Origin of the sequence: Streptococcus chenjunshii, assembly GCF_003086355.1 — a bacterium.
Lineage (GTDB): Bacteria > Bacillota > Bacilli > Lactobacillales > Streptococcaceae > Streptococcus > Streptococcus chenjunshii.
Genome location: NZ_CP031733.1, coordinates 1,487,310 through 1,513,133, shown reverse-complemented (window position 1 = coordinate 1,513,133; position 25,824 = coordinate 1,487,310). Strand labels below are relative to the sequence as shown.

Annotated in this window: 25 protein-coding genes and 1 other annotated feature; of the genes, 18 read left to right on the top strand and 7 right to left on the bottom strand. The window is 41.4% G+C overall.

Annotated features, from left to right (window positions below; all coding sequences use genetic code 11):
• Positions 1–3: 3 nt before the first annotated feature.
• The 3 genes from DDV21_RS11920 (at position 4) to DDV21_RS07295 (ending at position 2,782) form a co-directional block, all read left to right on the top strand.
• The gene (locus DDV21_RS11920) at positions 4–591 is read left to right on the top strand and encodes a DUF6287 domain-containing protein (protein WP_220431758.1); all 588 of its coding nucleotides are present in this window, start codon (positions 4–6) and stop codon (positions 589–591) included.
• Between the two features lie 421 nt (positions 592–1,012).
• On the top strand, positions 1,013–2,233 hold the full coding sequence (gene pepT, locus DDV21_RS07300) for a peptidase T (RefSeq protein ID WP_116878740.1): 1,221 nt from the start codon (positions 1,013–1,015) through the stop codon (positions 2,231–2,233).
• A gap of 57 nt (positions 2,234–2,290) precedes the next feature.
• Positions 2,291–2,782 carry an EbsA family protein gene (locus tag DDV21_RS07295; protein ID WP_116878741.1) on the top strand — a complete coding sequence of 164 codons (492 nt, stop codon included), beginning with the start codon at positions 2,291–2,293 and terminating at the stop codon, positions 2,780–2,782.
• Here the strand turns inward: DDV21_RS07295 and DDV21_RS07290 are convergent.
• Positions 2,769–2,966: a ferredoxin gene (locus DDV21_RS07290; protein WP_116878742.1), complete on the bottom strand. Its 198-nt coding sequence runs from the start codon at positions 2,964–2,966 to the stop codon at positions 2,769–2,771. The two genes, DDV21_RS07295 and DDV21_RS07290, sit on opposite strands and share 14 nt — an antisense overlap.
• A gap of 46 nt (positions 2,967–3,012) precedes the next feature.
• Here DDV21_RS07290 and DDV21_RS07285 point away from each other — a divergent pair, with 46 nt between their 5' ends.
• From DDV21_RS07285 to rplT, 5 genes are all read left to right on the top strand, one after another.
• Positions 3,013–3,516, top strand: coding sequence for an SAG1386/EF1546 family surface-associated protein (locus DDV21_RS07285; RefSeq protein WP_116878743.1), 504 nt, complete (start codon positions 3,013–3,015; stop codon positions 3,514–3,516).
• A gap of 19 nt (positions 3,517–3,535) precedes the next feature.
• Positions 3,536–4,216: a (d)CMP kinase gene (gene cmk / locus DDV21_RS07280; protein ID WP_116878744.1), complete on the top strand. Its 681-nt coding sequence runs from the start codon at positions 3,536–3,538 to the stop codon at positions 4,214–4,216.
• Positions 4,217–4,239: 23 nt separating this feature from the next.
• Positions 4,240–4,364, top strand: a sequence feature (ribosomal protein L20 leader region).
• 17 nt (positions 4,365–4,381) lie between these two features.
• Positions 4,382–4,912 (top strand): translation initiation factor IF-3, encoded by a 531-nt coding sequence (gene infC, locus DDV21_RS07275; RefSeq protein ID WP_116878745.1) that lies wholly within the window; start codon positions 4,382–4,384, stop codon positions 4,910–4,912.
• 42 nt (positions 4,913–4,954) lie between these two features.
• Positions 4,955–5,155 carry a 50S ribosomal protein L35 gene (gene rpmI, locus DDV21_RS07270; protein WP_116878746.1) on the top strand — a complete coding sequence of 67 codons (201 nt, stop codon included), beginning with the start codon at positions 4,955–4,957 and terminating at the stop codon, positions 5,153–5,155.
• Between the two features lie 37 nt (positions 5,156–5,192).
• A complete protein-coding gene (gene rplT, locus DDV21_RS07265; RefSeq protein ID WP_116878747.1) occupies positions 5,193–5,555 on the top strand; it encodes a 50S ribosomal protein L20 in 363 nt (120 codons plus the stop codon).
• Positions 5,556–5,615: 60 nt separating this feature from the next.
• Here the strand turns inward: rplT and DDV21_RS07260 are convergent, their stop codons facing one another.
• From DDV21_RS07260 to DDV21_RS07250, 3 genes are all read right to left on the bottom strand, one after another.
• A complete protein-coding gene (locus tag DDV21_RS07260; protein ID WP_117287785.1) occupies positions 5,616–6,872 on the bottom strand; it encodes an ISL3 family transposase in 1,257 nt (418 codons plus the stop codon).
• 193 nt (positions 6,873–7,065) lie between these two features.
• Positions 7,066–8,040: a choloylglycine hydrolase gene (gene bsh, locus DDV21_RS07255; RefSeq protein WP_116878750.1), complete on the bottom strand. Its 975-nt coding sequence runs from the start codon at positions 8,038–8,040 to the stop codon at positions 7,066–7,068.
• A gap of 195 nt (positions 8,041–8,235) precedes the next feature.
• The gene (locus DDV21_RS07250) at positions 8,236–10,392 is read right to left on the bottom strand and encodes an LTA synthase family protein (RefSeq protein WP_374936047.1); all 2,157 of its coding nucleotides are present in this window, start codon (positions 10,390–10,392) and stop codon (positions 8,236–8,238) included.
• A 140-nt stretch (positions 10,393–10,532) separates the two neighbouring features.
• Between DDV21_RS07250 and DDV21_RS07245 the strand changes: the two genes are divergently transcribed.
• The 8 genes from DDV21_RS07245 (at position 10,533) to gorA (ending at position 18,972) form a co-directional block, all read left to right on the top strand.
• On the top strand, positions 10,533–11,699 hold the full coding sequence (locus DDV21_RS07245; protein ID WP_116878751.1) for a class I SAM-dependent rRNA methyltransferase: 1,167 nt from the start codon (positions 10,533–10,535) through the stop codon (positions 11,697–11,699).
• Positions 11,696–12,373, top strand: a complete 678-nt coding sequence (gene aroD / locus DDV21_RS07240; RefSeq protein ID WP_116878752.1) for a type I 3-dehydroquinate dehydratase — start codon at positions 11,696–11,698, stop codon at positions 12,371–12,373. Before DDV21_RS07245 ends, aroD begins: the two co-directional genes overlap by 4 nt.
• Entirely contained in the window at positions 12,363–13,223 is an 861-nt protein-coding gene (locus DDV21_RS07235) for a shikimate dehydrogenase (protein WP_116878753.1), read from the top strand. Before aroD ends, DDV21_RS07235 begins: the two co-directional genes overlap by 11 nt.
• 15 nt (positions 13,224–13,238) lie before the next feature.
• A complete protein-coding gene (aroB, locus tag DDV21_RS07230) occupies positions 13,239–14,306 on the top strand; it encodes a 3-dehydroquinate synthase (RefSeq protein ID WP_116878754.1) in 1,068 nt (355 codons plus the stop codon).
• On the top strand, positions 14,307–15,473 hold the full coding sequence (aroC, locus tag DDV21_RS07225) for a chorismate synthase (RefSeq protein ID WP_116878755.1): 1,167 nt from the start codon (positions 14,307–14,309) through the stop codon (positions 15,471–15,473).
• Between the two features lie 29 nt (positions 15,474–15,502).
• Positions 15,503–16,609 carry a prephenate dehydrogenase gene (locus tag DDV21_RS07220; protein WP_116878756.1) on the top strand — a complete coding sequence of 369 codons (1,107 nt, stop codon included), beginning with the start codon at positions 15,503–15,505 and terminating at the stop codon, positions 16,607–16,609.
• A 12-nt stretch (positions 16,610–16,621) separates the two neighbouring features.
• Complete coding sequence (locus tag DDV21_RS07215; RefSeq protein WP_116878757.1) at positions 16,622–16,957, top strand: YlbF/YmcA family competence regulator; 336 nt, start codon at positions 16,622–16,624, stop codon at positions 16,955–16,957.
• Positions 16,958–17,619: 662 nt separating this feature from the next.
• Complete coding sequence (gorA, locus tag DDV21_RS07210) at positions 17,620–18,972, top strand: glutathione-disulfide reductase (RefSeq protein ID WP_116878758.1); 1,353 nt, start codon at positions 17,620–17,622, stop codon at positions 18,970–18,972.
• 104 nt (positions 18,973–19,076) lie between these two features.
• Here the strand turns inward: gorA and DDV21_RS07205 are convergent, their stop codons facing one another.
• A complete protein-coding gene (locus DDV21_RS07205) occupies positions 19,077–20,339 on the bottom strand; it encodes a bifunctional folylpolyglutamate synthase/dihydrofolate synthase (protein ID WP_116878759.1) in 1,263 nt (420 codons plus the stop codon).
• Between the two features lie 199 nt (positions 20,340–20,538).
• Here DDV21_RS07205 and pgfS point away from each other — a divergent pair, with 199 nt between their 5' ends.
• Both pgfS and pgfM1 read left to right on the top strand, forming a co-directional pair.
• A complete protein-coding gene (pgfS, locus tag DDV21_RS07200) occupies positions 20,539–21,498 on the top strand; it encodes a glycosyltransferase PgfS (protein WP_116878760.1) in 960 nt (319 codons plus the stop codon).
• Positions 21,498–24,428 carry a glycosyltransferase PgfM1 gene (pgfM1, locus tag DDV21_RS07195; RefSeq protein ID WP_116878761.1) on the top strand — a complete coding sequence of 977 codons (2,931 nt, stop codon included), beginning with the start codon at positions 21,498–21,500 and terminating at the stop codon, positions 24,426–24,428. The genes pgfS and pgfM1 overlap by 1 nt, the downstream gene beginning before the upstream one ends.
• A 139-nt stretch (positions 24,429–24,567) precedes the next feature.
• Here pgfM1 and DDV21_RS07190 read toward each other — a convergent pair whose 3' ends face one another.
• Complete coding sequence (locus DDV21_RS07190; RefSeq protein WP_116878762.1) at positions 24,568–25,023, bottom strand: GtrA family protein; 456 nt, start codon at positions 25,021–25,023, stop codon at positions 24,568–24,570.
• Positions 25,024–25,111: 88 nt separating this feature from the next.
• Positions 25,112–25,537 carry a DUF6556 family protein gene (locus DDV21_RS07185; RefSeq protein ID WP_116878763.1) on the bottom strand — a complete coding sequence of 142 codons (426 nt, stop codon included), beginning with the start codon at positions 25,535–25,537 and terminating at the stop codon, positions 25,112–25,114.
• Positions 25,538–25,824: the final 287 nt, after the last annotated feature.

Genomic DNA, 25,824 nt, shown 5'->3' with positions numbered 1-25,824 from the left:
CTTATGAAAAAAATAGTCAGCTGTTTTGCAGCCTGTCTGGCAGTGCTTTTCTTACTTGCTGCCTGTGCGGGGCAAAAAAGTGAAGAGAATAATCAAACAGTCTCTGAATTCAGTTCAACTTCTCAAGTAACGACTCAGGCAGATGCAGATAAGTCTCAGCCGTCTTCAACTGTTGGAGGAGCTTCTGAAGCGGATGAAAAAGAGAGCAATCCAAGTTCTGAGATTGCAGCTATTAATGGCCTTGATACCGGACGAATTTTAAAAGGTGATTATGGGACGATGGCAGGAAACTGGCAGAATGCCAAGGGGGAGCTTCTCACTTTTAATCACTCTGGTCTGACAAGTTCTGACATGACAGGCAGTTTTCTGGATATTGATCAGGATGGTGTTTTGCTGTTGAATGTTGATAAGGCAGGAAAAACCAACCTTACTCTCTATATTGTTCCAGCCGGAAAGACTCTGTCTTCTGCTTACTTTGCTGATGGACAGACTGATACGTCAGATACTGCAAAGGACCGTATTATTTCTTCTGAAGATTTAGCCGAAGATAGTTTGGCAGAAAAAGTTTATTATCATATAAGCAATGAATAAAAATGAGAATGTCATCGTTCTAAAATGATTTCAGCATTTAGCTGCAATCTATCAAAACCAAGCTGCGGTGAGCTTTGTAATTTTCTTAGCAGATCATATCTGCTTCCAGAAAATTATGAAGCTTTTTCATATGCAAAGGCTAACTAATATTTTTTACGTTTTTAAAACCTCAAAATGACAGTCAGCAGTTTATAAAGAAAGCAGTCCAATAGCCTGCAGCGATAATGCAAAGATATAAATTTAGGGACTTTTGATCTGCTTTTAATCCATTGAGAAGTATTAGAGCAGGCTGCAATTATAAAAATGAGAAAGGTAATTCATTAGAAAACTTTCAATAGCCATTGAAGCAGCGACTAAGTTTGAGAGTGGAGACTGCCTGTGTTTTTTGTTATAATAAAATGACTGATTAGTGAGGTGAAAGATGGCATATACAAATCTATTAGAGCGTTTCCTGACCTATGTCCGCATCAATACGCGCAGCAATCCTGCGAGCACAGAAACCCCTTCAACTCAAAATCAGGTTGAGTTTGCAACTAATATACTAAAACCGGAGATGGAAGCTATCGGCCTTCAGGATGTACATTATATACCGGAAAATGGCTATGTAGTCGGGACCCTGCCGGCTAATGATCCTACAAAGACTGATAGAATCGGTTTTATTTCACACATGGATACAGCCGATTATAATGCAGATGGTGTTGCTCCGCAGATTATTGAGAATTATGATGGCGGCAGTATTGTGCTTGGTCAGTCAGGCTATAGTTTAACACCCAAAGCCTTTCCTAACCTTAAGCATTATCAAGGCCAGACATTGATAACAACTGACGGGACAACGCTTCTGGGTGCTGATGATAAGGCAGGTATTGCAGAAATTATGACCGCAATGGCCTATTTAGTTGATCATCCGGAAATTAAGCACGGTGAGATTCGTGTGGGGTTTGGGCCGGATGAGGAAATCGGTGTTGGGGCTGATAAATTTGCGGCAAAGGATTTCGCTGTTGATTTTGCCTACACGGTAGACGGCGGACCGCTTGGGGAACTGCAGTACGAAACCTTTAACGCTGCTGCTTTAGAAATCGATTTTTTAGGCCGCAATGTTCATCCCGGAACAGCTAAAAACCAGATGGTTAATGCTTTGCAGCTGGCTATTGATTTTCATCAACAGCTCCCTGTGACAGACCGTCCGGAAAAAACAGCGGGTTATGAAGGGTTTTATCATTTGTTTAACCTGAAGGGAAATGTGGAAAAAGCGCACAGTTCTTATATTATCCGTGATTTTGATGACCTTTCTTTTGAAAAGCGCAAAGTTTTTGTCCGCAAACTTGCAGAACAGATGAACAGGGCATACGGCACTGAACGTGTTCTTATTAATCTGAGTGATCAATATTACAATATGAAAAAAATAGTGGAGCAGGACATGCGGCCGGTAACCATAGCGGAAGAAGCTATGAAAAAACTAGGGATTAAACCGCTTGTAGCTCCTGTACGGGGCGGTACTGACGGATCAAAAATTTCCTTTATGGGCATTCCGACTCCCAATCTATTTGCGGGCGGGGAAAATATGCACGGGCCTTTTGAGTTTGTCAGTCTGGAGACAATGGAGAGAGCTGTTGATGTGATTATCGAAATCGTAAAATTTTGAGAATCCCCACTAAAATATCAAAAAATATGATAGAATAGAATTATTGGGAGGAGCTCTATGATCAAAATATTTGGTAAGGTAAGATATCATTGGCAGCCTGAGCTATCCTGGCTGATTGTTTATTGGTCAATTGCAATTGCTCCTATCTTTATTGGTTTATCGCTTTTGTTTGAAAGAACAAAAATACCGTCTTATGTTTTTATTTTATTTGCTTTATTCATTGTATTGGTCAATATTGGCTTTTACAGATACTTTATTATAGAAGACAGCGGTATTTTGCGGGTGGTTTCGCTAAATCCGAAAATCCCTAAAAAAATCGTGATTGCCTCAATCGAAAAAATTGAGGTAACTTATTCTACTTTGGCCCTTCATCTGGATAATGGGAAAAATTACATTTTCTATATGAGAAAATGGCCGAAGAAATATTTTTTAGATGCCTTGGCAGTTGATCCAAATTTTAAGGGAGAAGTTGAACTTCTGGATAATTTAACAAAACTGGATTATTTTGAAGTTTATAAGGATGATAAAAAAGCTCCTACAAAATTGTAAGAGCTTTGGTTGGACAGGCTTTAACAGCTTTCAGTGTATCATGATCCTGATTGTCAATAGTTTTAACCAGCGCTTGACTGTCTGTAAATTTGACAATACCATCATCATGATAATCGAATATTTTGGAATAAGTCTGGCAGAGACCGCAGGCGATACATTTTTCTGGGATTAGTGATACTTTCATGGTATTATTGTAATATGAATTGAATTATTTAACAAGGGGGAAAATCATGGCAAAACAACCATGGGAAGAAAAAATTGTCGATGATAACGAAGAGCAGGCAGCGGACAGCAAGGAAGAAAAGAAAAAATCAGAAGACAGTAAAACTCTGGTCATTTCTACACCTTGGCTGACAGCTTTGCTGAGCGTTTTCTTTTTGCTGATTGTCGGTATACTGTTTGTCTTTTATTATACATCGAACAGCAATACTGAAGAAACAGCCCAATCATCATCAGCAGAGGTGACGACTGTCAAAGAAAGCTCTGCAGAAAAATCTTCCAGTGAGACGTCGGCAAGTTCAAGTTCTGAAGAAACGACCGCTTCTTCAAGCGAAACCACTACGGAAAGTTCAGAAGGAAGCGGAGAGACAATTACTGTTTTAGCCGGTGAAGGAGCGGCAGCTATTGCTTCACGAGCAGGGATTTCAGTAGAACAGCTGCAGGCTTTAAATCCAGATCATATGACGCTCGGTTATTGGTATGCGGATCCGGGCGATGAAGTATACATCAATTAATCAGGAATTAGAGGAGACCATGAAATCTATTACAATTGCCATTGATGGTCCGGCTTCAAGTGGGAAAAGTACAGTAGCCAAGATTATTGCAAAAAATCTTGGCTATACTTATTTGGATACCGGAGCTATGTATCGTTCAGCGACTTATCTTGCCTTGCAGCATCAGCTTAATGCCGAACAGGTTCCTGAAATTTTAGAACTTATCAGAGCAAATCCGATCTCTTTTGGTCAAACGGCCGACGGCAGTCAAACCGTTTTTATCGGAGATCAGGATGTCAGCCTGGCTATTCGTCAGAATGCAGTTACCAATAATGTTTCCTGGCTGTCGGCTATTCCCGAGATCAGAGAAGAGCTGGTGGCCCAGCAGCGCCGAATCGCAAAAGATGGCGCGATTGTGATGGATGGACGCGATATCGGTACAGTCGTCCTGCCCGATGCAGAACTTAAAATTTTTCTGCTGGCGTCGGTTGAAGAAAGAGCAAAACGCCGTTTTAAAGAAAATCAAGAAAAAGGCATTGCTGTAGATTTTGAAAGACTAAAGCAGGAGATCGAAGAACGTGATTATAAAGACAGCCATCGAGCTGTTTCTCCTTTAAAGGCAGCATCGGATGCTATTGTTTTTGACACAACCGGTATCAGCATTGCAGGAGTTGTCGATTTTATCCAAGAAAAAGCTGAAAAAATAATTGACAGGAAATAATCCTCGTGTTATACTACTAACAATGAGAAAAGCAGAAGTGAGAGCTTCTCGCCTTGCGACTAAAGTTGTCTGGCTCTACATGTTAAGTTTCAGTGATGAAATATTGTAGTGCGGATTTGTTTGACCAAATCCGCTTTCGTTTTTCTCTTGAAAAAGAAAAAAGAGGTGAAGATTATAGCTAAGAAAGATCTATTCATTAATGACGAAATCCGTGTCCGTGAAGTTCGTCTTGTTGGTCTTGATGGTGAGCAATTGGGCATTAAGCCGCTTTCAGAAGCACAGGCTGCTGCTGACGATGCCAATGTTGATTTGGTCTTAATTCAGCCGCAGGCTACACCGCCGGTTGCGAAAATTATGGATTACGGCAAGTTCAAATTTGAATACCAAAAAAAGCAAAAGGAACAGCGTAAAAAACAAAGCGTTGTTACAGTAAAAGAAGTTCGTTTGAGTCCGGTAATTGATAAGGGCGATTTTGAAACAAAACTGCGCAATGGCCGTAAATTTTTAGAAAAAGGCAATAAGGTTAAAGTTTCAATTCGTTTTAAGGGACGGATGATCACCCATAAAGATATTGGGGCAAAAGTTTTAGCTGAATTTGCCGAAAAAACTCAGGATATTGCCATTATTGAGCAAAGAGCCAAGATGGATGGCAGGCAGATGTTTATGCAGCTTGCTCCGATTCCTGACAAAAAATAAGCATTATTTTAAATATATAATTGATAGAGGAGAATGTAAAAAATGCCAAAACAAAAAACACACCGTGCATCAGCAAAGCGCTTTAAACGTACAGGTTCAGGCGGTCTCAAACGTTTCCGCGCATACACTTCGCACCGTTTCCATGGTAAAACTAAGAAACAGCGCCGTCACCTTCGCAAAGCAGCGATGGTTCATTCGGGCGATTTCAAGCGCATTAAATCAATGTTAATAGGACTTAAGTAAGTTAATTATCAGAAAAAGAGTATTGGAGGATTTATAAATGGCTCGTGTTAAAGGTGGCGTTGTTTCACGTAAACGCCGTAAACGTATTTTAAAATTAGCAAAAGGTTACTATGGTTCAAAGCATGTCTTGTTCCGTACAGCAAAAGAACAAGTAATGAATTCGTATTACTATGCTTACCGTGATCGCCGTCAGAAAAAACGTGATTTCCGTAAACTGTGGATTACTCGTATCAACGCAGCAGCTCGTTTGAATGGTCTTTCCTATTCACAGCTGATGCACGGTTTGAAATTAGCAGAAATCGAAGTTAACCGTAAGATGCTGGCTGATTTAGCAGTTAATGATGCGGCAGCCTTTACAGCATTGGCAGAAGCTGCCAAAGCAAAACTTGAAACGGCTTAGTTTGTCGTTTTCCGTTCATTTTATTATGGCTCATTGTCAACTGTAGTGGGTGACTTATAGCTAAGCACGAGAGAGAATCAGAGAGGTTCTCTCTTTTTGAATGTTCAAAGCGATTAGAATTTTAGTTTTAAAGTTTTTGAAGTTCCTAAAACCAAAGGCATTTCGCTTAATGTCTTTGATAATCTTATTGGTAGCTTCGAGTTTGGCGTTGGAGTAGGGGAATTCAAGGGCGTTGGTAATCTCTTTTTTGTATTTCTTGAAGGTCTCAAAGGTCGTTTGAAGCACTGAGTTGACCGTGCCCATGTGTTCTTCGATCAGTTCGAAAAAGTACTTGGAATTCTTCTGCTGAAAATGGAATAAGAGCAGCTGATAAAGATCATAGTAATAGCAAAGTTCGTCTGAGAGATTTAGTGTTTTCTCAATGATTTCACGAGGTGTTAAAGTCTGTCTGAAAGTTCGTGAATAGAAGGGTTTGTCAGAGAGCTTCCGACTCTCTTTTTGGAAGAGTCGCCAGTGATTTTTTAAGGCACGATAAGGTAATGAGCCTTTATCAAAGGTTTTCATGATGGCAATTCTGGTAGCCAACATAGCACGTCCTAGGTGCTGCACAATGTGGAAACGGTCCAACACAATCTTGGCGTTTGGAAATAATCTTTTGATTAGGGGGATATAGCTTCCAGACATGTCTGCGGTCACGACCTTAACCTGCTCACGACCCTTTCGAGAGTACTTAAAAAAGTGGTTCTTGATAGTTGTTTGCTGGTTGTTGTCTAAAATGGCCATAATCTTTTTGGTTTGAAAATCTTGAGCGATAAAAGCGAGTCTTCCCTTGTGACATGAAAATTCATCCCAAGATAAGATCTCAGGAAGTCTTGAAAAGTCCTCTTTGAAAGTCAATTGTTCTAACTGTCGTTGGACGGCAGAAACGGAGATATGAAGGGCTTTAGCGATGTCTGTATTGGTCCGTTTTTCGGTATGAAGCTGGGTGATTTTCTGCCAGACAGGATGCGAGATTTGGTGATTCTTCTTAAGCAAACTTGTTTGAGCGACCCTGACTTTACGGCAGGACTTGCATTGGAAGCGTCTTTTTTTGAGTTTAAGGAGGGTTGGCATGCCTTGGATATCTAAGATTGGAATGGTAGATGGCTTTTGGAAATCATATTTAATCATGTGGTGATTACAGAGAGGACAATGTTTTGGTAGATAATCCAGCATAGCGTTGATGACAATATGACTATCGTATTTAACAGCACTCCCTATGATGATATTTGGGTCTTTCATTCCGATTAATTCTGTGGTATACTTAAGATGTTCCATATGAGCCTTTCTAATGAGTTGTTTGAACGCTTTTCATTATAAGTCATATGGGACTTTTTTTCTACAGTCAAAAAGCTCCATAATCTCCAGAGTGGAGTTACCCACTACAGATATTATAGAGCCTTTATTATTTAAATAAAAAGACAGGCCTGTCTTTTTGGCGAGAAGCTGCGCTTAGCTCTATGTCAAAGTATTAATTTGACATTTTGATTTCTTGTTTATCTGTTATTGGATAGGTGATTAGCTGTTCTCCCTCCAAATTTTCTTTGTTCAGATCTACGCCTGTAATTTGACTGTTGTTATAGGTTCTGTAATAATAAATACCTTTATCTAAATTGCAACAGGAGGAATAGATAGTATGCTCGTATTTCTGGTTACCCACAACACACAGTCCCATTTGTTGTTCTACTGATCCTAAGATATGAAAAGACTGACTGATGCTTTCACTTTCTGAATCACCAGATACAGAATTAAGTCTTGTAAAAGCGACTTTTACAAAGCGAGAAGCTGATGATAAATCACCTGGTAAACCAATCCCTCCCATTCCCCGACTGTAGACATCCAAATCAAGCTGGTCAGAAAAATGATTGTCAGGGGTAAAGGTTGACAGGGTTCTGTAATTATTCAGGTTAAAGATCTGGTAGTCAAAAGGAGGATTATTAGTCAACACCCCGGTTGGATTATCATAAATTTTTAGACCTTCTTTGACACTTTCAATGACAACCGCTTCTTTTTTATCAGCCAGCAGCCAATGAAGAGGTGAAAGCGGCAGTTCTGAACTGAAGTTAATATTAACGAGATTAATACGGGCTAAAAGGTTTTTGGCTTCTGCAACTGTTGCACATTGACCAAGAATCCATGGAATAAATTCAAAAGGAGTAATATTGTCTTTTCCCTCTGCAAATGGTTTATAATCTGCATTGTCAGGGAAATTGAGACCGGCCATAGCTAATCCTTTTTCATTCATAGCATCATAGTACAGAGGGTAGCTCTCTATATTTGCTGTAATACCAATGATGGCGTAATGGCTGTCAATGCTGTCAGCTTTGCGAAAGACAAATTTATAATTTCTTGGAGTGATAGTAACCACTTCATTATAAGAAATTTCATAATCAAAATTTCGTCCGAAATAATGATCTTTGGTTGAAAAAGTAATAGCAGTACACATAATAATGTTCTCCTTATCAATAATTTCCTATATCTTAATATTAATACTAAGCGTACTATTTTTCAAATAAAGTGATGAGGCGTAAAAAAGTTTTTCTGTAAACTAGTGGCGAACCAAAAAACCGACTGTCCTGTCTTTTTAACATTGGCAGGGCAACCGGTTTTTTGAGGGATTATTTATCTAAGCAAAGCTTATCTATTCTGAACTGGAAGAAGAACTGGAGCTTGCTGAAGGTGATGTTCCGTGAAGCTCAGTATAGCTTGGTGCTTGGAAAAAATCTTGTGTTGTTTGGTTGCCGTGGCGGCTGAAAATACTGGTTGAGTCGTTTCCCAAATCTTTTGCAATACTTTCCATTTGTTTAAGCTGGTCGGTATAAGTGATCTTGCTAGCATCGGTCGGCTGCAGATCTTTGCTGCTGTAAAAACGTAAAAGATCGCCAGTTTGAATAGAATCACTGACCGAAAGCTGTGCTGATGCAGTGTCGCGGATTTCTTTCAGCTTTTCTGCTGTTCCCTCATCTGGATTGGTAATTTCTTCTCCGCTTTGCGTAAAATATGTCCGCCCGCTGTAACTGGTATATTCTGGTGTGATATAATAACCGGATGTCCTAAGAGAGACAATCTGGTCATTATCCGGCGAAAGCAGGTCTTGTCCAAGTTGGATATATTGGCTGGTGTCAATTCCGAGCAAGTGGAGAAGTGTTGGCAGGGAATCAATCTCACCGCCGTAAGTATCGCTGATAAAACCTTGGTTGTAACCGGGGATATGAATCATGTAGGGAACTCGCTGTAGCATAGCGTTGTCATATTCCGTCCAGGTCTCTGGATCTTTGCCAAGTAAGCTGGCTAGACTGGTATTGCGGCTGTTGGAAATACCGTAGTGATCGCCGTAAAGGACAATAATAGAGTTGTCGTAGATACCTGCCGCCTGCAAATACTTGAAGAAGGCTTCCACCGAAGCATCTAAATAGTTGGCTGTGGCAAAATAACCATTAATTGTTTCGTCTCCAGTATCAGCTAAAGGGAAGCCTTCTTCATCAGATTCTCCGGCTAGACTGGTATAAGGATAGTGGTTTGAGACGGTGATGTATTTAGCATAAAACGGCTGCTGGAGCTGTTCTAAGTATTTGATCGAATCAGCAAACATGTACTTGTCGTTGAGGCCGTACTGAAAGGAATTGTTTTTGGTTTGTTCTGAAAAAGAAGCAGAATCAAAGAAATAGTTATAGCCCCACTGCTTATATGTGTTGTTTCTATTCCAAAAACTGCCGACGTTGCCATGAAAGACTGCACTGGTATAATCACCGTTTTGCGCCAGGATGGAAGGTGCGGCATAAGCAGTGTTGTCGCCGCCGTAATTAACCATGTATGAACCGGTATTAAGACCGAATAGAGAAGTTTCCATCATTGTTTCAGCATCTGATGTTTTACCAGCTTTGACCTGATGGAAAAAGTTAGAGAATGAAATGGTAGACTGAGAATGATAAAGAGAGTTGATAAAAGGGGTGACCTCATGTTCGCTACCATTGACGTTCAGTTTATAGTCAATGAGAAACTGCTGGAAACTCTCCAAATGAAGCATAATCACATTACGGTTTTTAGCAATACCGTAATACTTTGCATCAGGCTTTGCATAGTGGTCAGAAATGTAGGTTTCAGCTTCAGCCAGCTTGTCGGCAGTTGCCTCCGACCTCTCTTTTTGGGCCTGATAAGTTTGATTGGCGCTGTAAACCGTGAAGGCCGGAAGACCGATAGCACGCACTAAATAAGTGTTGGAAAAACCGCGTGTCAGCAGTTGAGGCCGATCAACTTCAGCTAAGAAAAGATTGATAGAAAAAAAGAGTCCGGATAGGGCGGTAACGGCAAAGGCTGCTCTTTTATTAAAGCTGCGTCTGTCTGTTTCTATTTGCTTTCTTATAAAAACATAGATTAAAAAAACAAGATCCAGTATATAGATGATGTAGCTTGGCTTTAAAAGGTTTAAAGCTGAATCGCCCAACCCCGCAGAGGCACTGCCACTTGCCAGCATGGTGCTGACAGTAATGAAGTCGGTAAACTCGCTGAAATAGATGACATTAGCCAGCAGCAAAAAGTTCAGAATGACATAAAGCAATATTTCTACTGTGTAGAAAACTTTGGTATTTGTAATATATAAAGGGAGTCCCAGAACTAAAAGGCCGATAGGTATCGGATTGATAACGGTTAGGAAAATCTGGTAAAGATTGCCAACATCTAAAGAAAAATCGATATTGTAGGCCCATAGGTTTTTTAGCCAATAAAACAGCAGCAGAGTTAAAACAAAACCCAGACGGCTGCTCATGATAGCAAGAAATTTGTTTATTACTTTTTTCACTAAACTAACTTCCTTATAATAAATATAAATTTCCTAAAAGGTTCTTATTCATTGATTATACCATAAAATGAATATTTTCATGTGAGAATAAAGTTTTTTAGGAGTAGGAATTTTATCGAAAATCTGCTATAATATTGGTTATGAGTAGACTGTATGTGACTTCTGCTGTTGAAAGAAAAATTAACAGAGGTGTTCAGTGTTTAGAAGCGAAAGATTTTCAAAAGTTAAAGCAGACAGATAAGGAAGTCTTGCTTTATAATAAGGCGCAACAATTGCTGGGAACGGCTTATTTGTCTAAGCAGAATAAAGGCATTGGTTGGTTTTTAACAAAAGAAAAAGTTACTTTAAATAAGGCTTATTTTACTGCCCTTTTTCAGAAAGCAAGGGAAAAACGGTCTCAGTACGAAAAATCCGATCAGACGACAGCTTACCGTATCTTTAATCAGGACGGTGACTTTTTCGGCGGTATGACCATTGATTTATACGGAGATTATGCCCTTTTTTCTTGGTACAACACTTTCGTGTATTCTATCCGTCAGACAGTTATTGCTGCTTTTAGAGATGTTTTCGGAGATAAGGTGAAAGGTGCTTATGAAAAAAATCGTTTTAAGGACTCACCTTATGACTCAGCTTTCATCTATGGACAAAAAGCAGCAGAGACGTTTTTGATTGCTGAAAATGGTCTTAAATACAGTGTCTTTCTTAATCAAGGACTGATGACTGGAATTTTTTTAGATCAGCGTGATGTCCGCAAGGAACTGGCCAACGGTCTGGCTGCGGGAAAAAGGCTGCTCAATCTCTTCTCCTATACAGCTGCCTTTTCTCTGGCTGCAGCTGCGGGGGGAGCTGCCGAGACAGTCTCAGTTGATTTGGCTAAAAGATCTCAAGAACTGTCACTGGCGCATTTTGCAGCTAATGACCTTGCAGCAGACAATCACCGCTTTTTGGTTATGGATGTCTTTGACTATTTGAGATATGCCAAGCGCAAAGGTTTGTTTTTTGATATTATTTTAATTGATCCGCCCAGCTTCGCACGGAACAAAAAACAGACTTTTTCAGTCCATAAAGACTATCCTGAACTCATCGCTCAGGCAGTGGACGTTCTGTCTGAAAACGGTCTGATTATCGCTGCAGTCAATGCTGCAAATATGAGTATCTCTCAATTTAAAAAAGAGTTGGAGAAAGGGCTTAGAACACATAAACATACCTATCTCAATCTCAAACAATTGCCGAATGATTTTACGGTAAACCAAGCTGATGAAAAAAGTAATTATTTAAAAGTATTCACAATAAAGGTAGAAAAATGAAGATAGTAGTACCCATTATGCCTCGCAATCTCGAAGAGGCCCAAGCGTTTGACCTTTCCCAATTTGAAAGGGCTGATATTATTGAGTGGCGGGCAGATTTTTTAGCCAAAGAGGACATTATGACAGTTGCTCCGGCTATATTTGAAAAATTTGCCGGTTTTGAAATTTTATTCACACTGCGAACCACTAAAGAGGGAGGCAATATTGATCTGCCCGATGCGGATTACCTGAGTTTGATTAAAGAAGTCAGTTCCATTTACAATCCGGATTATATTGATTTTGAATATTTTTCGCACATGGACGCTTTTCAGGAAATGTTGGATTATCCTAATTTGGTCTTGTCTTACCACAACTTTCATGAGACACCGGAAAATATTATGGAAGCTTTTTCAGAACTGACTGCCTTAGTGCCGCGGGTTGTGAAAATTGCGGTCATGCCTAACAGTGAGCAGGACGTTCTGGATTTGATGAATTATACACGGGGGTTTAAAACACTTAATCCTGAGCAGCTTTATGCAACTATGTCGATGGGAAAACTGGGACGTATTTCGCGATTGTGCGGAGATCTGGTTGGTTCCAGCTGGAGTTTTGCCAGCCTTGAGCAGGTCAGTGCCCCAGGACAGATAGCTCTTGTTGATATGAGAAAAATTAAGGAGATTCTTGATGCAGATTGATGGGCATACTAGGCTGGCAGCAGTAGTTGCAACTCCTATAAAGCATTCTGTTTCGCCTTTTATTCACAATTATGCTTTTGAAAAATTAGGAATTAACGGCGTCTATGTTGCTTGGGACACTCGGGCAGAAGATTTGCAGGAAACGGTCAAAAATATTCGGCGCTATAATATGTGGGGGATAAATCTCTCAATGCCCTATAAAAGAGTGGTGACTCCCTATCTGGATGAATTGGATGTCAGCGCTTCTTTATTCGGTATGGTCAACACCATCGTCAATCGTGATGGCAAATTAATCGGCTACAATACAGATGGCTCTGGTTTTTTTGCCTCGCTGCCAAAGGATTTCAGCATTGCCGGGAAAGTGATGACCGTATTGGGTGGAAGTGGCGCAGCAACGGCTATTTCTGCTTACGCTGCCAGACATGGTGTTGCTAAAATCAATATGTTTAATAAAGAAAAATACCTTGATGTGACTAAGAAACGCCAAGGGAAAGTAACTGAAGTGACAGGCGTCCCGGTGGCTGTTTTTGATTTAGCGGATCAGGCGCTCATTCAGCAAAAAATTAATGAAGCTGACTTGGTTGTTAACGCTAATGCTGTCGGTATGGACGGTATAACGATGGTCGTGCTGCCTGAAACCCGTTTTAAGAAAGGGCAGTTTGTGGCAGATGTCATTTATACCCCCTTTGAAACTCCTTTTATCAGGCTGGCTAAATCTCAGGGGATAGAGACAATTAATGGTTTGGGAATGCTGCTGTATCAGGCGGCAGAGACCTTTAGGCTGTGGACAGGTCAGGAAATGCCGACAGCTGAAATTTGGGATGAACTTGTAAAAAAGTATGATATCTAGTAAGCAGGTGAGCGGATGAAATTGCGGGTAAATCTTTTAAACAACCCTTACGATATTGTTATTGACAGGCATTCTTTGGCCGAAACTGGACAGTGGGCCCGCCAGCTTTGGCAGCCGCAGAAAGTTGCGCTAATTACTGATAATCATGTCGGTGCTCTTTATGCTGAAAAGGTTAAGCTCAGTCTGGAAGATGCCGGTTTTGAAGTGGTTGTTTTTGATTTTTTGGAAGGTGAAGCCAGTAAGAATTTGACAACTGTTGATAAAGCCTATAAATTTTTAGTGCAGCACTCTTTAACACGAAGTGACGGAATTGTGGCTCTTGGAGGAGGAGTTGTTGGTGATTTAGCCGGTTTTGTAGCTTCTACCTATATGCGGGGGCTGCATTTTTTACAAATTCCGACAAGTCTGACGGCTCAGGTAGATTCGTCTATAGGTGGTAAAACAGGGGTTAATACGGCTTTTGCCAAAAATATGGTAGGCACTTTTGCTCAGCCTGACGGTGTCCTAATCGATCCGGAAACCCTTAAGACATTAGGGGAACGCGAGCTGATTGAAGGCATGGGAGAGGTGATTAAGTATGCATTGATTGCTGATCCTGAACTGTGGCAGGATCTTTCAAATATGGACGGTTCGGTTCACTCTATTCTGGAGCATGCTGAAATGATAATCTACCGTTCCTGTAATGTTAAACGCGAAACAGTGGTTGAAGACGAATTTGATAACGGTCGGCGCCTCTACTTAAATTTTGGTCATACAATCGGTCATGCCGTTGAAGCGACAGCAGGCTACGGTCAGATTATGCATGGTGAAGCTGTGGCAATAGGTATGGTACAGATGGCCCGGGCAGCTGCTAAAAAGGGCTTAATGCCTGATGGTCTGACCGAAGATATTATAGCCATGTGCCAAAAATTCGGTCTGCCGGTAGCCTATGAACCTTGGGAAACAGATAAGCTGTATGATGTGCTAAAACATGACAAAAAAGCCCGCGGCAAATCTATTAAAACGGTTATTGTGCCGGAGCTCGGCAGTGCAGCAATCAATCAAATGCCTCTTGAGGAAATGAAAGAATATTTGGAGAGATAAATGAGATATTTAACAGCTGGGGAGTCACACGGTCCGCGTCTGACTGCTATTATTGAGGGTGTTCCTGCCGGTCTGCCTTTAACAGCTGAGGATATTAATCTGGATTTGAAACGCCGGCAAGGCGGCTACGGCCGTGGCGGGCGCATGAAGATTGAAAGTGATCAGGTTATTTTTACCTCAGGTGTCCGTCACGGCAAAACAACCGGGGCGCCGATTACTATGGATGTTATCAATAAAGATCATCAAAAATGGCTGGATATCATGTCAGCTGAGGATATTGAAGACCGTCTTAAGACAAAGCGAAAAATCACCCACCCGCGTCCGGGTCATGCTGATTTGGTTGGCGGTATGAAATATCGTTTCGATGATTTGCGCAATTCTTTGGAACGTTCTTCAGCACGTGAAACAACGATGCGTGTGGCCGTTGGGGCTGTCGCTAAAAGGATTTTGGCAGAACTTGATATTGAAATTGCTAACCATGTCGTTGTTTTTGGCGGGAAAGAAATTGATGTCCCGGACGGATTGACAGTTGCTGAAATCAAAGCGCTTGCCGGTCAGTCCGAAATTTCTGTTGTCAATCAGGAACGGGAAGAAGAAATCAAGGCCTATATAGACCAAATCAAAAAAGAGGGCGATACCATCGGCGGTGTAGTTGAAACGGTAGTTGGCGGAGTTCCCGTCGGGCTTGGTTCCTATGTTCAGTGGGACAGAAAATTAGACAGTAAGATTGCTCAGGCAGTTGTATCGATCAACGCTTTTAAGGGAGTTGAATTCGGTCTTGGTTTCAAAGACGGTTATCTCCGCGGTTCACAGGTAATGGATGAAATCCTGTGGACTGAAGAAGAGGGTTACACTCGCCGGACTAATAATTTAGGCGGTTTTGAAGGCGGTATGACCAACGGGCAGCCTATTGTGGTGCGCGGTGTTATGAAGCCTATTCCAACTCTTTATAAGCCGCTAATGTCTGTCGATATTGAAACGCATGAACCCTACAAGGCAACGGTTGAACGTTCTGATCCCACTGCTTTGCCAGCTGCGGGAGTAGTGATGGAAGCGGTGGTTGCTACAGTTGTAGCCAATGAAATTTTAGAAAAATTCTCTTCTGATAATTTAGAAGAACTGAAAAGAGCAGTAACAGAACACCGGGAATATGTTAGGCGTTTTTAAACTGATTTGAGCATGTGATTGGAGTCAATATGGGAAAGAAAGTCATCTATATAGCTGGGTTAGGGTTGATCGGCGGCTCTTTGGCACTCGGGATTAAGAGAGGCCATCCGGACTATACTGTTCTGGGCTACAATCGCTCAGATAAATCACGGATAATTGCCTTAGAACGCGGTCTTGTTGATGAAGCAACTGATGATTTTGCGGCCTTTGCCCCTCTGGCAGATATCATTATCTTAGCTGTGCCCATCAAACAGACCATTGTTTTTCTTAAAACTTTGTCCCAGTTGGATTTAAAAGACAACGTCATCATTACAGATGCCGGGTCAACTAAATTAGAAATCGTGGCAGCTGCTGAAAAGTACCTGATGGACAAATCTGTCCAGTTTGTCGGATCGCACCCTATGGCCGGCAGCCATAAATCAGGTGCTGTCGCAGCAGATGGCCATCTGTTTGAAAATGCTTATTATATTTTTACACCAAGCAAACTAACTAAAAAATCTACTATTGCTACGCTTAAAGACTTGCTATCGGGACTGCAGGCCAGATTTATTGAGATTGAAGCGGCTGAACACGACCGAGTGACCAGTCAAGTCAGTCATTTCCCGCATATTTTATCAGCCAGTCTGATGGAGCAGGCCGGTGAGTATGCAGGCGAACATGACATGACGAATCGCTTTGCGGCCGGAGGTTTTCGGGATATGACCCGTATTGCTGAAAGCGAGCCGGGGATGTGGACCAGTATTCTTTTAACCAACAAAGAGGCTGTTTTGGAGCGGATTTCAGACTTTAAGCAACGGCTGGACCGTGTGGCTCAGTTGCTTTCACAAGATGACGAAGAAGCCATTTGGAATTATTTTGCCCAAGCCAGACAAACCCGCAAAGAAATGGAAATTCACAAACGAGGCGGTGTAGAGAGTTTCTTTGATATTTTTGTTGATGTTCCGGATGAAGAAGATGTGATTTTAGAAATTTTGGAGCTTTTGCGGGGTACGTCTTTGGTTAATATTCATATTAATGAAGAAAACCGTGAAGATATTAGCGGAATCCTTCAAATTTCATTTAAAAATGCTAAAGACTTGGATCATGCGCGAAAAGTTATTACTGATAATACTGATTATAACGTTTTTATTGAATAGGAGAGATAATAAATGGCGAATGTTTATGATATTGCAAATGAGTTAGAAAGAGCTATCAGGGTACTTCCTGAATATCAAGCTGCAGCAGAAGCAAAGGCGGCTGTCGAGTCCAACAGCGAAGCAAAGGATCTGTGGGAACAATTTTTAGAAGTTCAAAAAAAGATGCAGACCCTAATGCAATCCGGTCAAATGCCTTCCAAGGAAGATCAGGATGAAATGACTGCATTGGGACAGAAAATTGAAGAAAATGCTGTTTTAAAAACTTTTCTTGAACAGCAGCAGCGTCTGTCTATTTATATTTCAGATATTGAAAAAATTGTCTTTTCTCCTATACAGGATTTACAATAGTTTTGTTGCAGCGTATCCTGTTAAACCGGCACCATTGGTGACCGGTTTTTTTAATATCAAGATATGAGAAGACAAGAAAACGCTTTAAGCACAGTAGACGGTATCAAAAGGTTCATCTTTGCTTTCCTATGTTCAGGTTCAGAAAAAAGTCTGCTCTCCCCAGCAGACTTTTTTATCTAAAAGAGTACGTAGCAGATTTTTGTTTAAACGGCCGTTTTATGATAAAGTAAATTTATTACAGACGGCTGTACTGAACACGGCCTAAACGCTGTGAGAAAAAGAGACGCAATCGTTGGAAGCATTAGCGACTTACGAGTGTGGTTGCTCTGTGAGTATAGCCTTTCCTTGAGTCTTTAGTGACTCGGCGGTCAGGCTCCTATTTTCTCTTTGCGTTTTAAACGGCCTTTGTATCTTATTAGAACTGAACACGGCCTAAAATCCTAGTGAAAAAGATGTCTGCCAGCGTGATGCAAGCATCACTTGTCAGCCCCTATTTTCATACGGATTTTTAAACGGCCTTTGTATCTTATTAGAACTGAACACGGCCTAAAATCCTAGTGAAAAAGATGTCTGCCAGCGTGATGCAAGCATCACTTGTCAGCCTCTATTTTCATACGGATTTTTAAACGGCCTTTGTATCTTATAATAGAGGGGTGTATGAAATGGCGAAAGCTTATGATTATATTGTTATTGGCGGCGGCAGCGGGGGAATTGCTTCGGCTAATCGGGCGGCTATGTACGGAGCAAAAGTGCTTTTGATCGAGGCCAGAGACATCGGTGGAACTTGTGTAAACCGAGGCTGTGTTCCTAAGAAAGTGATGTGGTATGGTGCTCAGATGGCTGAAGCGCTTCACCGTTATGCACCGGATTACGGATTCAGTCTGACAGCTGAACAGTTTAATTTTGACGTTCTTAAGAAAAACCGACAGGCTTATATTGATCGGATTCACCATTCATATGAACGCGGTTTTGATCAGACAGGTGTAGAGCGCTTATATGAATATGCCTCTTTTGTTGATAGTCACACTGTAATGGCAGGTGGAAAAGAGTATACAGCTCCGCATATTTTGGTTGCAACGGGAGGACATGCCCTCATACCGGATATTCCAGGCAGTGAGTACGGTATCACTTCTGATGGTTTTTTTGAGCTGGATGCAGTCCCCCAACGGACAGCTATTGTTGGAGCAGGTTACATTGCTGTTGAATTGGCCGGTGTTCTTCATGCGCTGGGCAGTCAAACCCATCTTTTTGTCCGCAGAGACCGCCCTTTACGAAAATTTGACCGTGAAATTGTCGATGTCCTTGTTAAAGAGATGGCAGAAGCGGGACCTGAACTTCATACTTTCTCTATTCCTAAAGAGGTTGTTAAAAATTCTGACGGCAGCCTGACGTTAATATTGGAAAACGGAGAGGAATATACAGTTGATACCTTGATTTGGGCTATTGGCCGTCAAGCCAATGTGACTGGTTTTAATTTGGAAGTTACCGGCCTTAAGCTTGACGAAAAAGGTTTTATCATTACCGATGCCTATGAAAATACTAATGTTGACGGTATTTATGCTCTGGGAGATGTCAACGGTAAATTAGAGCTGACTCCAGTCGCAGTGGCCGCAGGACGGCGCTTGTCCGAACGGCTCTTTAACAACAAGCCTGATGAAAAATTGGATTATGATAATGTGCCAACCGTTATTTTCAGCCATCCGCCTATGGGTTCAGTTGGGCTGAGCGAAGAAGGAGCTGTTGCTAAATTCGGCAAAGATACTGTCAAAACCTACACTTCATCCTTTGTTTCTATGTATACGGCTATTACCGGCCATCGTCAAATGTGTAAAATGAAACTGGTCTGTCAGGGAGCGGATGAAAAGATTGTAGGTCTTCATGGAATTGGCTATGGTGTGGATGAGATGATTCAAGGTTTTGCCGTAGCCCTTAAAATGGGAGCTAGGAAAGCCGATTTCGACAGCACGGTAGCTATCCATCCGACTGGTGCGGAAGAATTCGTTACAATGCGCTGAGGAATACACAAAAAATCTCACCGATCGGTGAGATTTTTTGATAGGCTTGTTTTTAAATTCTTAGCGCCCTCTTAGCAAACAGCATGCTGTAAGGATAAGCAGCTTTAAACTTTGCCGGTTTCTTCTGAGAGCAGATAGTTCCGAACTTCTGAAATAAAGTAAAGGGAACCTGTTACAACATAGAGGCTGTCTGTCTGTTTTGGAATTTTTTCCAGCCATAAACGCCAGTTTTGGACTTTTTTATAGGATGGCGGATAATCTTCAAGTTTTTGTGCATCAGGAAAATCAAAGCTGGTAACCCTCACATCATAATGGCACAGGAGGGATAAAAGCTGTTTAATTGGTTTGCGCTGAAGACCGGCAAAAAGAATATGTATTTCTTTGTCAGCGAACATGTCATCCAGTAAGTCAGCGAGTTTTTGGATGGCTTCCTCATTGTGGGCACCGTCAAGCATGAGGTGGCTGCCTATAAATTCAGTGCGTCCAGGCCAAACAGCTCTTTGAAGTCCGGTTTTTATGGCAGCTGAAGTGATTCCTGACAGCTTTCTGGAAAGAAGCAGGGCAGCCATAACAGCCAAAGAAGCATTGCTTTTTTGATGTTTTCCCAGCAGCTGCAGGTGAATGTTTGAGAGCGTGAAGGGCTCTCTATAAAAGCAAAAGCTGCCGTCACTATGCTCAGCAAAAGAAAAATCTTTTCCCAGTTCATAGGTTGGGGCTTTAAGCAGAGCTGCTTTCTGGTAAAAAATCTGCCTGACTTCTTGCTGCAGCTGGGCAAAGATAAGGGGGACATTCTCTGCAAGAACGCCAACTTTATGTTGGGCGATGTGACTGAGAGATGTTCCAAGTCTGTCCTGGTGATCCAAGCTGATTGAAGGACAGATAACTGCCAGAGCAGTAAAAACATTAGTTGCATCATGGCTTCCGCCTACTCCGGCTTCAATGACTGCCAAATCTACAGGATTGATGTATGCAAAATAGGTAAACATCAGCAGAGTGACAAGCTCAAATTCTGTTGGACGTCCCCAGGCTGACAGCAGCTGTTTATCTTCTATGATAGGGCGGACTAACTGAGCTGTCCTGCATAACTCTCTATCTGAAATAGGCTGTCGGTCAATTGCAATTCGTTCATTAAAAGATTGTATAAAAGGGGAGGTGAAACTGCCAGTCTTATAGCCAGCTGCTGTCAGGATATGCTGCAAAAAACTGACGGTCGACCCTTTGCCGTTTGTTCCGACAACATGCACAGCAGAGAATTTCCGCTGGGGATGATTCAATTTTTCCAGAATGGCCAGCATTCGTTCCTGCTTAGGACGGCGGCCGTTAGCTTTATAGGAATGAATCCAGCTTAATGTTTCAGTATAGTTCATATTTTTTCCTTATCTGTTTTTAACTATTATAGCATTTTTTGCTTTTCTAAAACATTGGCGAATAAAGGAAAGCAAGATAGAATATAGGATTATTATAATAAAAACAGAATTATTCTATTTTTTAATCAAATTGATAATTCTGTCTATTTATGATAAAATGAGATATTATTATGAGATTATATACTGATTAGGTGATTAAATGAAACTATCTTTGCTGATTACTTTTTTGAATGAAGAAAGCATGATCGAAAAAACTCATCAGGCTATGTCTGAGCAGCTTCAGTCGCTTCTGGGACGGGAGATAGATGACTATGAGCTGCTCTATATTGACGATGGCAGTACGGACAGAACCTACAGTCTGATGAAAGCCATTGCTGCACGCGACAGCCGTGTCAAGTATATCAGCTTCAGCCGCAATTTTGGGCGCGAGGGCGGTATTTTAGCAGGCTTTAAGTATTCAACAGGCGATGCCGTCATGGTTATGGATGGCGATCTGCAGCATCCGCCCAGCCTGATTCCCGAATTTCTTCAGGCCTATAAAGAAGGCTTTGAAGTTGTCAGCGGTCAGCGCGACCGTTCTGGTGAATCGAAATCCAGCACTTTTTTTGCGCGTGCTTTCTATGCTTTTGCTAATTACGCTATGGATGTTAAGCTGACGGATGGAAAATCAGAATTAAAATTGCTGAGCCGGCGGGCAGTTAATACTTTTTTGGCGATGCCAGAATATAATCGTTTTAATAAAGGTCTGTACGAATGGATTGGGTTTAAAGAAAAAGTCATTCCATATAAAAATCATGTCCGGGAAGCAGGGAAAAGCAAGTTCAGCTTCAAGAAATCGATGAATTATGCTGTGCAGGGGCTGATTTCTTTTAATGATAAGCCCTTGCGCATCTGTATTCAGTTTGGGTTTATCAGTATCGGTTTAGCAGTCTTGTATCTTTTTAAAGAGTTTATCGCTTATCTGCTTAATCCGGGTAATTCGGTCAGCGGTTATTTTACAACCATTGCTGCTATCATCCTATTCAGCGGGGTGCAGCTGATTTCCCTAGGTGTGCTGGGTGAATATATCGGGAAAATTTATTATGAAGTGAAAAAGCGTCCGCATTTTATTATTGATGAATCTAACATTGAAGCGGCCAGAAAAGATGGGGTAGGGTGATGACAGGAATAACAAAATTAAAAGCTTGGGCAGACAGTGAGAGAGTGTCGGATTTTTACCGGCAGCATAAGAAGGCCATAATCTATTTTTGCAGTGCTTTCTTGCCGATGGCTGTTATGCTGTTTGTCTGGAGGTTGATGCAGATGTATCCGTTTGGGGCAAACAGCTTAATGGCTGTCGATTTTGGACAGCAGTATATCAGCTTTTTCGCCTATCTGAAAAATACTCTGCTGTCAGGTGATTGGTCAGGTTTCTTCTATTCTTTTACTAAATCAATCGGCGGAGAAATGATCGGTGTAGTGGGGTATTATCTGCTTAGCCCTTTTAATATCATCTATATTTTAACCCCAGTTAAGTATTTCCCTTTGGCTGTTTTTTTAACAATTTGGCTGCGTTACGGTGCTATCGGCCTGAGCTTTGTGCATCTGCTGATAAGGCGCTACCGGGGACTGTCGGACAAAGTATGGCTGGTGCCCTTAATGGCTATGGCCTACGCCCTGTCCGGTATGCTGGTTTCCTATCAGATGAATGTTATCTTTTATGATGCGATGTGGATGCTGCCGCTGGTTATCCTGTATTTGGAAGAAACGCTGGATGGCGGCAGAATATATGCCTATATATTGGCTTTAGCTCTGGCTATGCTGTTTCAGTTTTACTTTGGTGTCATGATCTGCATATTCATCGCTCTCTATGCTTGCTATTATATGTCGCCTAAACTAGGCGGACCGGGAGTTTTAAAAGAGCGGCTGCAGGCTTTCTTTTATCCCTTGTTTAAAGTAGTGGGTGCTTCGGTTCTGGCAATTACATCTGTCTTTGCTCTGCTTTATCCCCTTTATCTCAACCTAGCTTCCAGTAAAGGACAGGTCGGTACTGCCCTCAGCTTTAGCTGGAGCCTGCAAATCAACCCTTTGGATATTCTGTCCAAGTTGGTTATCGGCAGCTTTGATAATAATTCATGGCCCAGCGGACCGAGCCTCCCCAATATCTATGTGGGCGGCTTGGCTTTAATTGGTTTTCTGCTGTATTTTCTTTATGCCAGAACCAGTTTCTGCCGCAAAGTTTCGGCAGGGCTTGTCAGCTTGATTTTTTTCGTTTCTTTTATCAATGAATTTGCCAGCAAATTATGGCATATGGGGCAGAATCCGGCAGGTTTTTTCTTCCGTTTTTCTTGGCTTCTCTCTTTCTTTATGGTTTTGCTGGCCTACCAATTTTTTAAAGACCATAAACCACTGTCTGTGAAGCCCCTCGCTGCAGGCTTGATTCTGATTGCCGGAACAGTTTACTATGTAGGCAGCAATGATTTTACCTATATTGCAAAATCACAGCCTGAATTGGTTACAGCTTTTTTCCAAACCTACCGTGAGCTAGTCACAGTGCTGCTCAGCTTCGTTTTTGCCAGCCTGGCCTATTGTTTTTGGACTGTCTTTCGCGGTTCTAAACAAAAGCAGTATACTGCAGTGGCGGTTTCTGCAGTTTTGCTGCCAGTAACACTTTATCTACTGGCTGAGGGTTACTTAATGACTCAGCTAACCCTGACCGCAGCGATTTGGTTGTCGGTCTTGCTGATTATTTATTTCAACCTAGAAAAGACCGCCTATTTGTTTATAGGAGCGATTACTGTTTTTGAATTGGGCTGGAATGCCTACCTTTCTCAGTCCACTTTAGGCTATGCTGATGCCTATAAGTTTACTGATGCTGTCCTTTCTGTAGGTAAGGTAACTGATACCGTTCAGGCAGAATCTGATGCAGGTTTTTACCGAATTGGTTCAACGTTTGCCTACTCGCGGACGATTCCAACCTTTGTCTCTTATCCGGGATTAAGTACCTTCAGTTCTACCATTGAAACATCTACCCAAAGACTGTTTTCTTATTTGGGTGACAGCGGTGTTAATGCATCTACCATGTATTTAAATGGGACAGCTTTGACAGATGCCCTGTATGGTGTGCGCTATTATATGGATGTAAAAGACTATACAAACGAAGATGTGCAAAAATACCCTCAGCGCTGGTATTATTCTAAGCTGACAGAGAGAAAAGATTTAGCTTCAGCATACACCAATCTGGTTTACGAAGATGATCGCTATCTGGTTTATGAAAATCCGGATGTCCTCTCGGTTGCTTTTGGAACCAATCAGGCGACAACTGGCATTAAGTTTGGCCTGAATAATGCGGCTTCCAACCAGAATTTTCTGCTGCAGCAGATGGCAGGGACAACAGAAAATTATTTTGAATCTTTTGATTTTGCTACTGTTGAAACAGATAATATGGAAGCAGTGACAGATGAAAACGGCCAGACAGTCTATAACCGTCTTGACCGCAATAAGCCAGGAATTATCAGATACAAGCTGGTTCCTAAAAGCAACTACACCTATTATTTCTTCACACCGTTTGGTGTGACCAATGCCAATAAAGACCTCTCAGTCCTTTTAAACGGTAAATGGTACAACAATCAAAAAAGTTTTGATCAAAGGCAGTTATGGCAGATTACAGATGATACAGAAGGACAGGAATCTGTTATTGAGTTTCAGTTCACAGCTGATTCGGTCAACATGACAGGCGCTCAGTTGGTTCGTGCCAATAAAGAAGCGATTAAAAAAGTGATGGCTGAACGTCAAAAGCAAAGTCTGGCAGTCGATAAGTGGACGAATACTAAAATTGAAGGCAGTGTTACAATCACTGATGACAGTGACATGATGATGACGACCATCCCTTACAGTGATGGCTGGCATGTTCAGGTAGATGGCAAGTCTGTTGCCACTCAGGAAGTTTGGGAAAGCTTAATCGCTTTTCCGATTACCAGCGGTAAACACACTGTTAAAATGACTTTCAGACCGCCCGGACTGTATGCGGGCATAGCCATTTCTTTGATTTCAATTGCGTCAATTTTAACCCTCAGATGGTATGATAAAAAAGCTGATAAACAGCCGTAAAAACCATTTATCGGTATGCATTATCTCTTAGGTGGCTGTAAGAGCAATAAGAACATAAAAAAAAACGGCTTTTTTGGCCGTTTTTTTTATATCAATTAAACTGTGATAAAAAGAGGCTTAGCTGCCTGCTGCGGAAAGGTTAAGCCTTCTTGTTTTTAAAGATAAAGAGCTTACTGAAAAGATAGTTGGTGACCATAATAAGTATCTGACTGATGAACGTTTCAATGGTATTGACCCAATCCAGATTGTTATGTACAAATCTGCCGATAATTTCAGGAAAAGTGTCCACAAAGATATAAGCCAGAAAAAGGTCCAAAAAGAAGGTAAACAGACGGGCAAAAGAAAATTTCACAAAGCGGCTGAACCAGCCTTTCCGTTCTTGGTCGAAAACGAAAAAATCATTGGTAACAAAAGCAAAAATAACCGCGAGAATATTAGCCAGAGAGGTGGACACAATTCCGCTGGGATAAACAGTAAAAATAAAAATCCGTACTGTCATATAAAAAACTGTAGTTAACACACCAAAGAAGAGATATCTGATCACCTCATTTTGGATCGTTTTAGTCAGAAATGATTGATTAAAAAATTTTTTCATAGGCTCATTATTATATCATAAAACAGAAAAATTAGCTAATCGTCCAGTATTTTTAGGGCATTAGCAAAAAGTCAGCACACGCGGTGATTTACTCAGCAGTATCAGTCGCAGCAGAAGCTGGTGTATCGGTATCTGCTGCAGATGAGGAGGCATCAGATGCAGAAGAAGGTGCCTGATACTGGTCAGAGGCTGCACCGTTATTGCCGTAGACTTGGTTATTGTCAGCGTTGGCATCGTAACCGCCATTAGCTGCTGACCCCTGTGAGCTGCTGCCAGCACTGCTTCCGCTGTTTTCGGAAATAATAACAGTTGTTGTAGAAGTTGTGTCTTTGTCTTTTGAGTTGGCACCGCTTAAATAGTTATTAATGGTAATGCTTGCGACAATAATACTTAAAATACTACCGATTAAAGCGATTGTTTTTTGCAGAGCTGATAAACCGGATTTGATATGCTTTTTGGGAGCGGCAGATACTGATTTGCCTGGTTTTTTACGACGGGAATAGTTTTGAGACATGAAATCCTCCTTTTAATAATATAAAGGCCGTGTTCGGTTCTATAGGATAGATACAAAGGGGTACAAAAACGAACACAAAATCACTGCACCTCTTTTAAAGTTAAACAGGCTGGAAAGAAAACAATTTGAGGCTGTGCAGCCAATTATCTGGCTGTCCGGCCCGAAGCAAGCTGTTTGAACTCCATTATCCTTATTATACGATTTTATCTTGAAAAATGCTAAAAAAAGATGGTCATAAATGCTAAAGAAGTATTTAGACTTATGATATAATGAAGTGATTGAATATG